Source organism: Hydrobacter penzbergensis, from assembly GCF_900106985.1.
Classification (GTDB): Bacteria; Bacteroidota; Bacteroidia; order Chitinophagales; family Chitinophagaceae; genus Sediminibacterium; species Sediminibacterium magnilacihabitans.
This window is the reverse complement of the sequence record NZ_FNNO01000001.1, coordinates 90123-102431: the sequence shown is the minus strand read 5'-3', so window position 1 is coordinate 102431 and position 12309 is coordinate 90123. Positions and strand designations below refer to the sequence as shown.

The following is a 12309-nucleotide window of genomic DNA, read 5'->3' as shown; positions in this document are numbered from 1 at the left end:
GGTTACAGATCGGTTGATTCAATAGTTGCGCCGATGCCCCTGTCGGTAATGGCATCGCGCATGGGTTTGAGGGTATCGTAGTCGCCTTTCTTCACTGCATATTTGCCTTTGAAGTGGATAAGCAGGGCCGATTGTTCGGCCTGTTCCAGTGTATGACCGCAAACAGTCATGAGGGTTTCAATCACCCATTCAAACGTATTTACTTCGTCATTCCACACAATGAGGCTATACGGTAGTGCAGTGGCTGTGAGTATATCCTGTTCTTCCGTTTCCCAGGGCCGGGTAGATGCATTCGAGGGGTAAACCATCATGCTGCAAAGTTACCATGTTTGGAAAATATTCAGCAGTTTTTAGTTTTATCCTACTAATTCAGTAGGATATGATTATCTTTGCAGACAGTACCCACTTTTAAGTAATCATGACCCCAGTAATGGAGCCGGAAAACATATCGCATACAAAAATAGAAGCGCAGCAGAATAGTGCCAATCCTTTATTTCCTGTATTCCTTCAACTCAACAACCTGCGCCTTGTGGTAGTGGGCGGAGGGCCTGTTGCTTTGGAAAAGCTGACGGCCGTATTGAATAATTCGCCGCTTACTGACATTACCCTGGTAGCAGATTCCGTGATCGATGATATTTATGTATTGCAGCAGCAACATGCCAATATTCACATTGTACAAAAAGAGTATGCTGCAAGCGACCTGGATAATGCTGAAGTAGTGATTGTGGCAGTGAACAATATTGAAACAGCTACACGCATACGCGAGGATGCCAAACAAAGAAAGTTGCTGGTGAATGTGGCCGATAAGCCTGAGCTCTGTGATTTTTATTTAAGCAGTGTGATGTCGAAGGGCAACCTGAAAGTGGCCATTTCTACGAACGGAAAATCGCCCACCATTGCTAAACGTGTAAAAGAATTATTGATAGAAGTGCTGCCAGATGAAATTGATGATGTGTTGCAGAACATACACATCATACGGGATCAGTTGAAAGGCGATTTTGCCGACAAAGTGAGTACACTGAATGACCTGACCCGTGTACTGGTAGCCAAGAAAATAGATTTACAGGAGATCAAAACACCCAGGGAAAAAACAGGGCAGAAAATAGTGAAGTGGAGCCTGTTTGCGTTTGTGTTCATGATCATTGGCTCTGCGATCGTTTCTTATTTCCCTTTATCGGGCATGGCCGATGCCATTAAAACCATACCGCAGCATATTGATACCAGGATGATCCTGATGATGATGTTAACGGGGTTTCTTGCACAGATGGCCGATGGTTCTCTGGGCATGGGATACGGAACCATTTCAACAGTGTTCCTGCTGGCCGTAGGAGTGCCGCCTGCTATTGTGAGTAGCCGTGTGCATTCGGCGCGTGTGTTTTCAAGTGGTGTATCTGGCTACAGTCACCACCGTTTTGGCAACATCAATAAAAAATTATTCAAAACACTGGTGATACCGGGCATACTGGGTGCAGTAACCGGTGCGTCGCTGGCTTGTTTTTTCAGCAAATCCCATCCGCAGGTAGCATTGTGGGTACGGTTTTTCCTGACATTTTATACTGCTTACCTTGGATATTATATCATTCGCAAAGCGTTCGTTAAAAAGAAACCATTGAACAAAGTGAAGAGGGCAGGCTGGCTCGCTTCCGTGGGTGGTTTCATGGATGCTTTTGCCGGTGGCGGATGGGGCGCATTGGTAACCAGCACACTGATTGCGAAAAGAAAAGATGCACGTTATGTGATCGGTTCTGTTTGTCTGGCAGAATTCTTTGTAGTACTCGCGAGCGCTATCACCTTCTTTATTTTACTGGAAAACCTGCCTATTGGCGAGATCATAGGGTTGATTGTAGGCGGCATGATCGCCGCACCTATTGCAGCAAGACTGGTAGGCAAGTTGCCTTTGAAAACCATGTACATTACCATCGGCGGCTTTGTAGTACTCACCAGTATTTACACACTGTGGAATGTAATCCACAAAATATGGATGTAATGTTGCCCAGCAAATTAAGCAGCTATAACTCTATTAGAACAATATTTAATTCTTTAATGCGTGTAAAACCAGTATCTGCTGTTAATAATGGCAGGTTATTATGAATGGCAGTGGCAGCTATCAAAGCATCGGGGAGACTTCCGTAAAAATCTGCCAGCGTTTTTGGCTTTTTATTATGTGCATTTTCAGCAGCCATTGTAAGATGCAAATCTTTCAACGCTTTCCTTACAGTGGTAAGGCTGTTTTTGCAGATATTTTTACAATCTTTCCCATTTTTACGATTCTTGTTTGCTAAATACTCAAAAATAACGAAATGTTTATTGGATACTGTCCATGATCAGCTCAAACATACAAACATTTCAGTTCCATAGAACAACATCAACAAAACCAGTTATTTATACCGGACCGTGACAACCAAAAGCCCCCATAGACATGGGGGCTGGTTGTTCACGTTTTGTGATGATCCAAAACTAACAACATGAGAAAAACCAATCAATGTATCTTAATACTTACCACACCGGGTAGTTGACTAAGTTGGTTGTGTAAATCTTGCAGTACCGGGTAGGTAAGGTTGTTGAAATGAATGGCAATATGGGCACGGGGTATGAAATGATCCCACTCGCTGATGGTTACCTCCCGTAACAGTCCGCTGCTCTGTTGGCAGATGTACAGTAACTGCGATAGGGTAGTATCTGCATAATCTAAAGTAATATATACAATACCGGCTTTAGGCAAAATAGCAGTTGGTGTATTTCTTGTTTTACAAGAAGCCCCTACAACCACCAGCAGTAAAAAAAGATACAAATGCCTCATTTGTCGATGTATTATGATCATGAAAATATAACCAGTGTGAGAACACACCGGTTATTCTAATGCCAATGAAAAAAAAATACCACGTGAAAAAATTTTGTGTCCGGTTCAGGCAGGTTATTGTTCAATTGCATGGATGGCTTTGATGGTTTTGATGATAGAATCGGGTGTTACGGAAATACTGTCAATGCCTTCTTCTACCAGGAATTGGGCAAAGTCAGGAAAATCAGAGGGGCCCTGGCCGCAGATACCTACTTTCACCCCACAGGCTTTGGCAGTCCTGATGAGCATGCGCAGCAGTTCTTTTACTGCCTCGTCACGTTCATCATAGAGGTGTGCAACCAGGGAAGAATCGCGGTCGAGACCCAGGGTTAATTGGGTAAGATCGTTGGAGCCAATGGAAAAACCATCGATATGCTGTGCAAACTGTTTTGCCAGCAACACATTGGCAGGTAACTCTGCCATCAGGTACAGCTCCAGGCCATGTTCACCCCTCACCAAACCATATTCGGCCATCACTGCCTGTACTTTTAATAATTCATCCACACTTCTGCAGAAGGGTACCATCACCACTACATTGTCCAGTCCCATCGTTTCGCGTACACGCTTAATCGCGCGGCATTCCAACCCAAAGGCCGGCTGGTATGTTTCTGAATAATAACGGGAAGCGCCGCGCCAGCCGATCATGGGATTCTCTTCTTTGGGCTCAAAATAACTGCCGCCCAGCAGGTTGAAATATTCATTGCTTTTGAAATCAGAAAAACGAACGATTACCTTTTCGGGATAATAGGCAGCTGCAATCTTGGCAATACCAAAAGAAAGTTGCTGGATGAAATAATCGGCTTCATCGGCAAACCCGCTTATGCGTTTTCGAATAGCAGTGCTCAACGTCGCGTCTCCCAGTGTCTGGTGCTTCAACAAGGCCAAAGGGTGCACCTGTATGTAGTTATTGATGATGAACTCTTCTCTTGCAAGACCCACGCCTTTGTGAGGCAGGTGTGCATGACTGAAAGCTGCCTGGGGGGAACCCACGTTCAGCATCAGCTGGGTACGGATGGCAGGCAGCTCTGTTAGTTTGGTTTCTTCTTTTTCAAAAGACAATGCTCCTTCATAAATATAACCTTCCTCGCCCTGGCAACAACTGGCTGTTACTAATTGTTGTTCGCTGAGTAATTCCGTAGCATTGCCACAGCCTACAATGGCCGGTACGCCCATCTCACGTGCCACAATAGCGGCATGACAGGTACGGCCACCTTTATTGGTAATGATGGCCGCGGCTTTTTTCATGATGGGCTCCCAGTCGGGGTCGGTCATATTGGTCACCAGCACATCACCCGCCTGGAACTCATGAGCATCAATGCGTTTGTCGAGTGAGTACATGATGTTCACTTTACCACTTGCAATTTTATCGCCTACGGCAATGCCTTTGGCAATGGGTAGTAAGCCATCGGCAACTACTTTGTATTGCACCAGGGTATCTGTTTTTTTATTGGCATGTACGGTTTCAGGTCTTGCCTGCACAATGAAAAGCCCGCCTGTAATGCCATCCACAGCCCATTCCACATCCATAGGGCACCAACTGTTTTTTCTTTGGGTATAATAGGTTTCAATACGTGTAACCCAATCGGCCAGTTGCAGTACCTGGTCGTTGTTCAGGCAGAAATGCGATTGCTGGTATTTGTCGGTAGGTATCATGCGTGTGCGGGCATCGCTATCGTCGCCATAAACCATGAGTTGGTCTTTGACGCCTAATTTTTTTTCAATGATGGCTGCAAAACCTTTTGCCATCGCAGGTTTGAACACCATGAATTCATCGGGTGAAATGCTGCCCTGTACAATGGGTTCACCCAGTCCATAAGCGCCGTTGATCACTACCACGTCTTTGAAACCGCTCTCGGTATCGAGTGAAAAAGCCACACCCGAAGCGGCTAAATCTGATCGCACCATTTTCTGTACACAGACAGAGAGGCCCACATCAAAAATGTCGAAATGAAACAGGTGGCGGTAACTGAGGGCGCGGTCGGTAAATAGCGAAGCGAAACAGTTGCGCACGGCATCGATCAGTGCAGCCGGGCCGCGCACATTGAGAAAAGTTTCCTGCTGTCCGGCAAAACTCGCATCAGGCAAATCTTCGGCAGTAGCCGAAGAGCGCACGGCCACATCGGTGCCGGTCTGGTTGTATTGTTTGGATAGTTCTTCGTACGCAGCAATGATGCGATGACTCAGCTCATGCGGGAATTTGGCATTACTGATGGCGTTGCGGATACGCGAGCCGCAGCGGCGCAACGATTCCACATTGTCAAAATCAATATTGGCGATCTCAGACCTGATCATGCTTTCCAGTTTGCTTTCATCCAGAAACTGCCGGTAAGCAACGGTAGTGATCACGAAACCACCAGGTATTTGAATGCCCAGAGGAGTGAGGTGTTGCAACATTTCACCAAGGGAAGCCGCTTTGCCACCCACCAGGGCAATATCTTCCAGACCTACTTTTTCCAAAGGCAGTATAATAATACGTTCGGCCATAAGCAATTGTTCTTTGATAGAAGTATTTCCGGGTCAAAATTTTAGCGAATCTGCCAAAGCCGTCACTTTTTTTGCCAGGCTAGAAAAAAAAACTAATTATTGTTAGTAAAACCGATAATTTTACGGTCACTGCACAAGAAAAAGTCCCCTAACCGTTAAAATGTCTTTTATGTCTTACGTTTTACAGGAGGACGATGTCCGCATTTTGCAGTTATTACAACACGATGCCCGATTTACCGTCAAAGAAATGGCCGATAAGCTGGGCAAATCTGCTACACCTGTGTACGACCGGGTACGCCGTTTAGAAAGAGAAGGGTTCATCAGGGGATATGTAGCTATTCTCGACAAAACCAAGATCGAGCGATCCCTGGTTGCTTTTACGCATGTGCAGTTGAAAGAACATTCCAGCGATATGCTGAATGCTTTCAAGAACGAATCGAGCAGGTTCCCTGAAGTAATGGAATGTTACCACATGACGGGGGAGTATGATTTCATTTTAAAGATCACGCTCAAAGACATGAACGAATACAACGATTTCATCCTCACCAAACTGGCTACGCTACCTAATATCCGCACCGTACAATCTTTCTTCGTGTTGTCGGAAGGAAAAGTGGAAACAGCGTATCCCTTGCATTGGCAAGCAGGGAAGAAAAAATAAACAGTTTGGTAATTGATCAGAATTTTGATCTGTATAATTGCCTAAATATGCAAAATATAGGCAGCGGCCGATTTGGCTTTCTCGGTTAATTGTTTGAACAAGTACTCATCATTCAGTAAAATGTTCAACCAGCTTTGGATAAAAGCTGCATGATTATCAATGGTATGAGAAAGGGTACCTGCAACCATACTTAAGCAAGCCGCAGCACATTCTGCAATGATCTCTTCCTTTGCCTTGTCTTTTTTACTGAAAATGCTGTTGTCTCCCGGAATCACCGGACGGTTGAGCCGGCTGTTGTGGGCCGTGCTGTGGGCCATTTCATGAAAAAGGGTCCCATAAAAAAAATAGTTGCTTTGAAACATCGATCGATCGGGCATACAAACTGTATCGATTTCTCTTTGATACATAGCCAAATTGCCGCCGATTTTGAGCAAAGGCGGGTGCGGCATATTCCTGACAATGGTTTCACAGCTATCAATGCTTGAGAAAGTTGTATTGAGGGTAAGGCCTGGTTTATCAGACCAGCCAGACTGCCAGGGTAATTTTCCTTTGTGCAACTGGCCTTCTATCTGTTGAATGACCGGATCAAAATCAGCAATAAGGAGATTCATAATGAGTGAATATTGTTAGGTAGGTTAATGGTGCTGTATCGCTTCCCGGAAACATAAATGAACGACTGTTCTGGATGGGTTTCTTCCAATGCTTCCAGGTCTGCTGCTGAAAGCTGCAGGTCATTGATGTTGTCTATGAAAACAAAGTCATAGGTTGAAAGGTCGTGAGGTAATCCGGCAGCTATATATAGTTTGGGATGTCTGATCTCCACATGCTGTATTTTTTGTTGAAAAGCGGGATCGGCTTCAGCTTTCGCTGTATGAATGTATAAAACCGTTCCATGGTTACGGGCCAGATAAGCGGCCAGCTCCAGCCATGTATCCTGTAAATTCAATGTCTCAAGGTCTGCTTCTCCCAATTCCATGCTGCTGGTTACCCGTTCATCAAGGCCTGCTACACGATACTCATCTTCATTTTCGCCATCTAATTCATCTTCATATTCATACTCGTCTTCATGATCATAGGCGATGGCTTCCAATCCATTCAGCTCGGCTTTGCTGATCTCCAATATTGTTCCGCCATCTTTGCCGGTGAATTGCTTAAGGCTACGAATGACAGATTTTAACTCGCTGGCATAAGGATCTTTGTGGGGGATGCGTAATTCAGGATAAATTTTGAGAATCTTCGAGAGCAGGAGTCGCGCCTCTTGCTTAACGCCAGGTCTTCCGCGCAGGCTAATGAATTGCTTAATCAACCGAACGACACGCAATAACTTCTGATCCTTGACCAATGGCCGTAAATCTTTCAAGTCAGCTGGATCTACATCGAAAGACGTTCGTGCAGATGAGTGATTGAAAAAATTAACCAGCCTGTTCTGTATCAGTCTTATACTATCAGCGTAAAGGGATGATTGGCGTATCTTCTTTTCAATGATGGCCTTTTGCAAAGCATTGATAAAACCGAGTAACTCTTCCTTTTTCTTGTGTTTACCAGCGAGATTCACAAAGCGTTTGATAAAGCGTAATTCTTCCGGGACGGGCTCTGTCTGTTGCAGATTCGTTTTTCTTGGCCTGCTGGCAGGCCGGCGTATTCTGTTGGTATTTGTATTCATATGATTATCTTGCTGGAGGAGGGGGAGTATAATAGTTAAGCCAGTTGAGTAAAGTATCTCTCATGTCTATATTGGAAGCGAAACTGGGAGAAGTTACTTCTGTATAATTGACATAAATATCCCGCAGGGGGTAGCCCAGGTCCAGTTTTACGAAGAGCGTACCGATCGCCAGCACTTCCTGAACGGCTGCTTTTCTCACAAATTTGTCTCCTGCTTCGGACTGGATACGCACAAAGTCGATGTCGTTGATAAGCCGGTAACTCATGGTATTTTTTTAAGTGCGAAAAATTTACCGCTGCATCAAAGAATGGATGAGGATACCGGCAGCGATGCACAAACCGGCTCCGGCTATTTTGTTTTTGTTCTTTTGACGCCGGTACTGTTTTTGATAGAAATCTACCTGACCTTGCAACACCTGCTGCTGTAACAGGGCAGTATCCAGTGTTGTTCTGAATAAACGCGAAATGGATTGTTCGGCCTGGATCACAGAATCCCTGTTGGTTACCTGCAAGCGAAGTTGGGCTGCTACGGCTTCATGCAGGCTGTCTTTTTGTGCGTCTGCTGCCAGGAGCGTTCTTACATTCCGTTGCAGAGAATCACAATCCCTCAAAGTGCCAATGGTATCTGTTACAGGACTGTCCATAGGCTGCCTGTTGAGCAGGGTATAAATTTCCTGTTGCAGGTTGTTGGTTTGTCCTTTGGCAACTGCAAGCGCCTGTTCTGTACGTTTTAATTGGCCGGTCAGCATTAGGTTGTGAGTGTTAAGGGAATCAACCCTGGCTTGCAAAGGAGTGGTGACATTGGTCAGCTCACGGCGTATGGCCTCCGGTGGTTTAACGGTAATAGATGCAGCAGGGGCAGGGTGTTGATTGCAGCCGATGAAGCGAAAAGCTATGTAACAACCCAGTGCAAAGCCAAACCCCAACAACAGTAGGCGGATGTATTTAGCGGTAATCATAAAAAAGATTTAAGGATGAAGTATTAGCCATTGCCGGGAGCCTGTTCATTTCCACTGGTTCTTCTTTCAATAGAATAACCAAAACAACCGGCGCCTACCAGGCTTACAAAAGCATAGAACATGAATTCAGGAATGGCAAACCGGAAAAACTGTTGTGCAATCCAACTGATGATGATCATGGCAATGAAGACTGCGATACAGAGTTCCCGTAAGGAATAATTGTTGTTCTTGTCTTTGAAGAGTTGCTGAATGAATGTTTTCATAAGATGATTTTTAAGATGATGGATCTAACAAGAGGAGGGTAACGATGCCGGCGCCGAGGAAGCCCATTCCGAACACCAGTTTTTTTTTGTGCTCCGGATCAGCGCCCGCTCGTCGATAAGGGTGTACGTAAACTGGTTGCCATATAAGCTGCGATGCCTTTCGCAGAGCTGCATGAAGAAAGCAAAATCACCGGCATTGGCAAATACCTGGCAGCCGGCAGAGTACTTGTCAATGTATTTGGTAGTGCCATAATCGGCGGCGTGGTGGATGTTGATACCAAACATGCCGGTTTCCTGCCATCCGTTCATGAAGTCGAGAACGGCTTTTCGCTGATAGTCCCTGATCACGGTTACCGGATTTTCTTGCACCAACGCAGGGTATAATCCTCTGTGTAACCCAATCTTGTGAGAACGCAAATACTGGCCGTGTTTCAAAATGGCTGTGCCGTTCGGATCTAATGGGTTGAGTAACCAATAAGTGCCCGGATCGGTGGTGGCATGAAACTGGTGCGATTGCCAGGCTCCATTCTCTTTGGTGTACGATACAAAAATAGTGTCATCGAAATTGTTGGGAATGGTGCTGTTTGCACGGATACCTACAATGTTGAGTTCATACGGCCTGCTGAATACATTGAAGCCATTCTCCTGTAAGACTGCATGAACATTATCAATGGAATACATAAGACGACGTTTAAATACAACGGATGCTTTTTTCAGGTACAAGGAAATAATCACCTGCATTTTCAAACAGGCAATAGTTCAGGTGCCTGCAAACCTCATTGCCCAGTATCATTCTGGCCGGCACATTGACCTTGTGATGCGTATTGATCCATACTACGGTAGGTTCAATGGTGATGATACCGGAGCCTCCATAACCTGCTAGTGACCATTTGTCATTGTTTTTATCATACTGCAATCCCATAGTTCCAAACAACATTCGTAAGTTATCTATCTGAGATTTTTCCTTGAACGCATTGAACATACCGCTCAACAGGGATATCCTGCCGGAAAAACTTCTCGATTTAAAAGCGGCATTGGCAACTTTATAATCGTCGGAATTTTTTAGTTTTTGCAGCAGGGGAACGGCTTTATGATAATCGTTTGCCTGGGCAGCATCATAGAGATCGCTGCCTATTTGCCGCATATTACTGCCAGCATTAGCAGTCAATATATTGAACATATTTTCATCGATAATGGCAGAGGCTATGGTGCCTTGATTCTTTAATTTGTTCAGCGCTGCCTGGGTTTCGTTCCCAAAACTTCCATCGGCGCCATACCTGGGCAGGATGCTTTTTCCGTATTGAGCTATTAAGGCCACTTGCAGCTGCTTTACTTTAGGCCCCCTGCTGCCTTTTTTAAGCGGGAAGTCGCTGGATGTTTTTAATGAATCAGCCGATGATTGATCAGAAGTACTGATGTTATCTGCCGATGTGGTATATGAAACAAGCCGGTGAGGTTTATGTGTTATGGAATCGGTGATGGTTGCGGGAGTACTTGAAGGGTGATTGCCTTGGTATAAAAAATTGTTCACTTCATCATCCGGCTGGGTATTGGATGGTTGTTTTAACTGGCTCTTGTGCAGTTTCTTCCATCCCCAAACCCCTAACACCACCAGGCCGGCGACCGCTCCTAGCGCAATCCATTTGAGAGCAGGCTGCTTATGATGTTGTGCAGATTGCTTATGATGATCGGGATTCTCTGGTATTTGTTTAGTTTTCTTTTTCATTTTGTTGCTTTGACTTAATAATCCGGTTTACTGCTGATGATATCCAAATGATTTTTTTGCCAGAAATGCCACCACACTTCACTTTTATAATCGCTCTCCAGATCGCTATGGTACAGCGCTTTATAGGCAGCTACCACTTTTTTGTATTCGTATTTGCTGGGGATCTCGTTGAATACAGTTTCTACAGCCCCGTTGTCATTAGAATTATACAAGCCATAATGGAGTTTAAAAGCATCGCGTAAACGACGGGCCCATCTTTTGTATTTTATATCCTTTGTATCGAACGCTGCTGTTTCAGGCTTGGCATTCACGAGCAGTTGTATCTCATCATATTCCGTGCTCTTTAGATTGGTTTTCATATCTCTTATCATGCTTCTGCCGGGGAACAGACGAACATAAGAATCATTCACCTGTCTGAATACCTGTTTGGAAGGGATGTCTTCAATGATCTGCCTCAACATAGCTATATCGGATCTCCACCAGCCATAGCCGTCGTTTTCAAAAGCCATTTTTATTTGTTGTGCATACAATGCCGGTTCACCTTCATCCAATGCTTTTTTTTCCTCTTCATCTGCTCTTTTTTGTAAAATCTTTTTTCGAATATAAAAGTAGGCCACCGCCAATCCGACCGCCCCCAGTGAAAACCCGATCACTTTCCATTTGGTGGCATTTCCTTTAGACCCCGTTTCAATTACAATATCATCAGGCAGGTGTTGCTGCATAGTCAAGGATTTTATTACACGCCTAAATATCTTTTTGCCAGCGCTGTTTTTACAGGATCATGCTCTACAATAAAGGCAAGCCTGTTAAGTTCCTGTACAGTCAGGCATGAAACAATGGTTACAATTGCCTGCATCTTACTATCGGCTTCAGTTTCAGTGGGCGCTATGATATTGATGTCGTATTGGTAAGTGTCCATGGTATCATTTAACGGTAATGTCCAGTAAATCGGCTACGGTTTTCAATTGTTCAGGCTGTTGTGCAAAACGGTGCAGGATGTCCATGACAACTATCAGGTCCTGTTCGGCGAATACAGATTCGAGCTGTTGTAAAATATGCGTATAGTGGTGCTGTGCTGTGTCGGGAGCAGGCGGTCTTTTTTTACTGAAGCTTGCTTTTTCTTCTGCTATTGCGGGCGCCTGCAATGCTGGCGCAGCCAGTCCTGCCAGGCCAAACTGTTCCAAAGCGCCCGCATGTTTCTCGGCCAGCCTGCCCAGCATCGCTGCGCCCAGGTCGAGCAGGTCGATGTTTTTCAATTTGTATTTGGCATCGTTGGCCAGATCCAGCTTTTTCTCCAGCGTTTCAATATAAGTTTCGGCTTCTCCCAATTGCTTCCTGGTTTCTGTCAATTCTTCTTTTGTGCGGTTGAGCTCATGTTCTTTATCGCGCGCGTCCAGTTTCTCGCGGATAACATTGTCCATCTCACCGAGTCCATTCAGCGAAGAGTTTGTTTTGAGCGGTTTAAGGTAAAAGCAGTACTGGTCATTGCGCGGCGACAGGTTGGAATTGTAAATCAGGATGCGGATCTTTTCTGTATTCTCGTTTACATAATACTCATAACTCTCAAATTGTATGGGGTCTTCGGTCTTGGGCACTACTTTAAGGGTGTCAACAAAAATTTCATAAGGACGAGGTTGATTTTTCTGCGCCATATCTTCCAGGAAGTACTTGAGCTTGTCTATCTTAAGCTGATCGAAATTATCGTTGGTGATCGCCAT

The 12309-nt window shown here is 44.9% G+C and carries 16 protein-coding genes; 2 read left to right on the top strand and 14 right to left on the bottom strand.

The window, feature by feature from the left end; all coding sequences use genetic code 11:
* Positions 1–2: 2 nt before the first annotated feature.
* The gene (locus tag BLU98_RS00535) at positions 3–311 is read right to left on the bottom strand and encodes an ATP-dependent Clp protease adaptor ClpS (RefSeq protein WP_257574608.1); all 309 of its coding nucleotides are present in this window, start codon (positions 309–311) and stop codon (positions 3–5) included.
* Positions 312–418: 107 nt separating this feature from the next.
* Between BLU98_RS00535 and BLU98_RS00530 the strand changes: the two genes are divergently transcribed.
* On the top strand, positions 419–1987 hold the full coding sequence (locus BLU98_RS00530) for a TSUP family transporter (protein WP_092721305.1): 1569 nt from the start codon (positions 419–421) through the stop codon (positions 1985–1987).
* 22 nt (positions 1988–2009) lie between these two features.
* On the opposite strand, the gene BLU98_RS00525 is transcribed toward BLU98_RS00530, so the two are convergent.
* The 3 genes from BLU98_RS00525 to ppsA all read right to left on the bottom strand — a co-directional run bounded on the left by BLU98_RS00525 (position 2010) and on the right by ppsA (position 5323).
* Positions 2010–2183, bottom strand: coding sequence for a PIN domain-containing protein (locus BLU98_RS00525; RefSeq protein WP_092721887.1), 174 nt, complete (start codon positions 2181–2183; stop codon positions 2010–2012).
* Positions 2184–2479: 296 nt separating this feature from the next.
* Positions 2480–2800, bottom strand: coding sequence for a hypothetical protein (locus BLU98_RS00520; RefSeq protein ID WP_092721304.1), 321 nt, complete (start codon positions 2798–2800; stop codon positions 2480–2482).
* A 114-nt stretch (positions 2801–2914) separates the two neighbouring features.
* Positions 2915–5323: a phosphoenolpyruvate synthase gene (gene ppsA / locus BLU98_RS00515; protein ID WP_092721303.1), complete on the bottom strand. Its 2409-nt coding sequence runs from the start codon at positions 5321–5323 to the stop codon at positions 2915–2917.
* A 169-nt stretch (positions 5324–5492) separates the two neighbouring features.
* Between ppsA and BLU98_RS00510 the strand changes: the two genes are divergently transcribed.
* Positions 5493–5981, top strand: coding sequence for an Lrp/AsnC family transcriptional regulator (locus tag BLU98_RS00510; protein ID WP_092721302.1), 489 nt, complete (start codon positions 5493–5495; stop codon positions 5979–5981).
* A gap of 41 nt (positions 5982–6022) precedes the next feature.
* Here the strand turns inward: BLU98_RS00510 and BLU98_RS00505 are convergent, their stop codons facing one another.
* From BLU98_RS00505 to BLU98_RS00460, 10 genes are read right to left on the bottom strand one after another with little or no spacing between them, the layout of a single operon-like run.
* Positions 6023–6592 (bottom strand): zincin-like metallopeptidase domain-containing protein, encoded by a 570-nt coding sequence (locus tag BLU98_RS00505; protein ID WP_092721301.1) that lies wholly within the window; start codon positions 6590–6592, stop codon positions 6023–6025.
* Complete coding sequence (locus BLU98_RS00500; RefSeq protein WP_092721300.1) at positions 6589–7644, bottom strand: hypothetical protein; 1056 nt, start codon at positions 7642–7644, stop codon at positions 6589–6591. Before BLU98_RS00500 ends, BLU98_RS00505 begins: the two co-directional genes overlap by 4 nt.
* A gap of 4 nt (positions 7645–7648) precedes the next feature.
* A complete protein-coding gene (locus BLU98_RS00495; protein WP_092721299.1) occupies positions 7649–7909 on the bottom strand; it encodes a hypothetical protein in 261 nt (86 codons plus the stop codon).
* A 24-nt stretch (positions 7910–7933) separates the two neighbouring features.
* Complete coding sequence (locus BLU98_RS00490) at positions 7934–8602, bottom strand: hypothetical protein (protein ID WP_092721298.1); 669 nt, start codon at positions 8600–8602, stop codon at positions 7934–7936.
* A gap of 23 nt (positions 8603–8625) precedes the next feature.
* Complete coding sequence (locus tag BLU98_RS00485; protein WP_092721297.1) at positions 8626–8865, bottom strand: hypothetical protein; 240 nt, start codon at positions 8863–8865, stop codon at positions 8626–8628.
* Between the two features lie 24 nt (positions 8866–8889).
* Positions 8890–9546 (bottom strand): hypothetical protein, encoded by a 657-nt coding sequence (locus BLU98_RS00480; protein ID WP_092721296.1) that lies wholly within the window; start codon positions 9544–9546, stop codon positions 8890–8892.
* A 10-nt stretch (positions 9547–9556) separates the two neighbouring features.
* Positions 9557–10591, bottom strand: coding sequence for a hypothetical protein (locus BLU98_RS00475; RefSeq protein ID WP_092721295.1), 1035 nt, complete (start codon positions 10589–10591; stop codon positions 9557–9559).
* Between the two features lie 14 nt (positions 10592–10605).
* Entirely contained in the window at positions 10606–11313 is a 708-nt protein-coding gene (locus BLU98_RS00470; RefSeq protein WP_092721294.1) for a hypothetical protein, read from the bottom strand.
* A gap of 14 nt (positions 11314–11327) precedes the next feature.
* Positions 11328–11510: a hypothetical protein gene (locus BLU98_RS00465; protein ID WP_092721293.1), complete on the bottom strand. Its 183-nt coding sequence runs from the start codon at positions 11508–11510 to the stop codon at positions 11328–11330.
* Positions 11511–11514: 4 nt separating this feature from the next.
* A complete protein-coding gene (locus tag BLU98_RS00460; protein ID WP_092721292.1) occupies positions 11515–12309 on the bottom strand; it encodes a hypothetical protein in 795 nt (264 codons plus the stop codon).

Coding starts and splice junctions, on each gene's coding strand:
- BLU98_RS00535 (WP_257574608.1), bottom strand. CDS start 311: ATGATGGTTTACCCCTCGAATGCATCTACCCGGCCCTGGGAAACGGAA.
- BLU98_RS00530 (WP_092721305.1), top strand. CDS start 419: ATGACCCCAGTAATGGAGCCGGAAAACATATCGCATACAAAAATAGAA.
- BLU98_RS00525 (WP_092721887.1), bottom strand. CDS start 2,183: ATGGCTGCTGAAAATGCACATAATAAAAAGCCAAAAACGCTGGCAGAT.
- BLU98_RS00520 (WP_092721304.1), bottom strand. CDS start 2,800: ATGAGGCATTTGTATCTTTTTTTACTGCTGGTGGTTGTAGGGGCTTCT.
- ppsA (WP_092721303.1), bottom strand. CDS start 5,323: ATGGCCGAACGTATTATTATACTGCCTTTGGAAAAAGTAGGTCTGGAA.
- BLU98_RS00510 (WP_092721302.1), top strand. CDS start 5,493: ATGTCTTACGTTTTACAGGAGGACGATGTCCGCATTTTGCAGTTATTA.
- BLU98_RS00505 (WP_092721301.1), bottom strand. CDS start 6,592: ATGAATCTCCTTATTGCTGATTTTGATCCGGTCATTCAACAGATAGAA.
- BLU98_RS00500 (WP_092721300.1), bottom strand. CDS start 7,644: ATGAATACAAATACCAACAGAATACGCCGGCCTGCCAGCAGGCCAAGA.
- BLU98_RS00495 (WP_092721299.1), bottom strand. CDS start 7,909: ATGAGTTACCGGCTTATCAACGACATCGACTTTGTGCGTATCCAGTCC.
- BLU98_RS00490 (WP_092721298.1), bottom strand. CDS start 8,602: ATGATTACCGCTAAATACATCCGCCTACTGTTGTTGGGGTTTGGCTTT.
- BLU98_RS00485 (WP_092721297.1), bottom strand. CDS start 8,865: ATGAAAACATTCATTCAGCAACTCTTCAAAGACAAGAACAACAATTAT.
- BLU98_RS00480 (WP_092721296.1), bottom strand. CDS start 9,546: ATGTATTCCATTGATAATGTTCATGCAGTCTTACAGGAGAATGGCTTC.
- BLU98_RS00475 (WP_092721295.1), bottom strand. CDS start 10,591: ATGAAAAAGAAAACTAAACAAATACCAGAGAATCCCGATCATCATAAG.
- BLU98_RS00470 (WP_092721294.1), bottom strand. CDS start 11,313: ATGCAGCAACACCTGCCTGATGATATTGTAATTGAAACGGGGTCTAAA.
- BLU98_RS00465 (WP_092721293.1), bottom strand. CDS start 11,510: ATGGACACTTACCAATACGACATCAATATCATAGCGCCCACTGAAACT.
- BLU98_RS00460 (WP_092721292.1), bottom strand. CDS start 12,309: ATGGCGATCACCAACGATAATTTCGATCAGCTTAAGATAGACAAGCTC.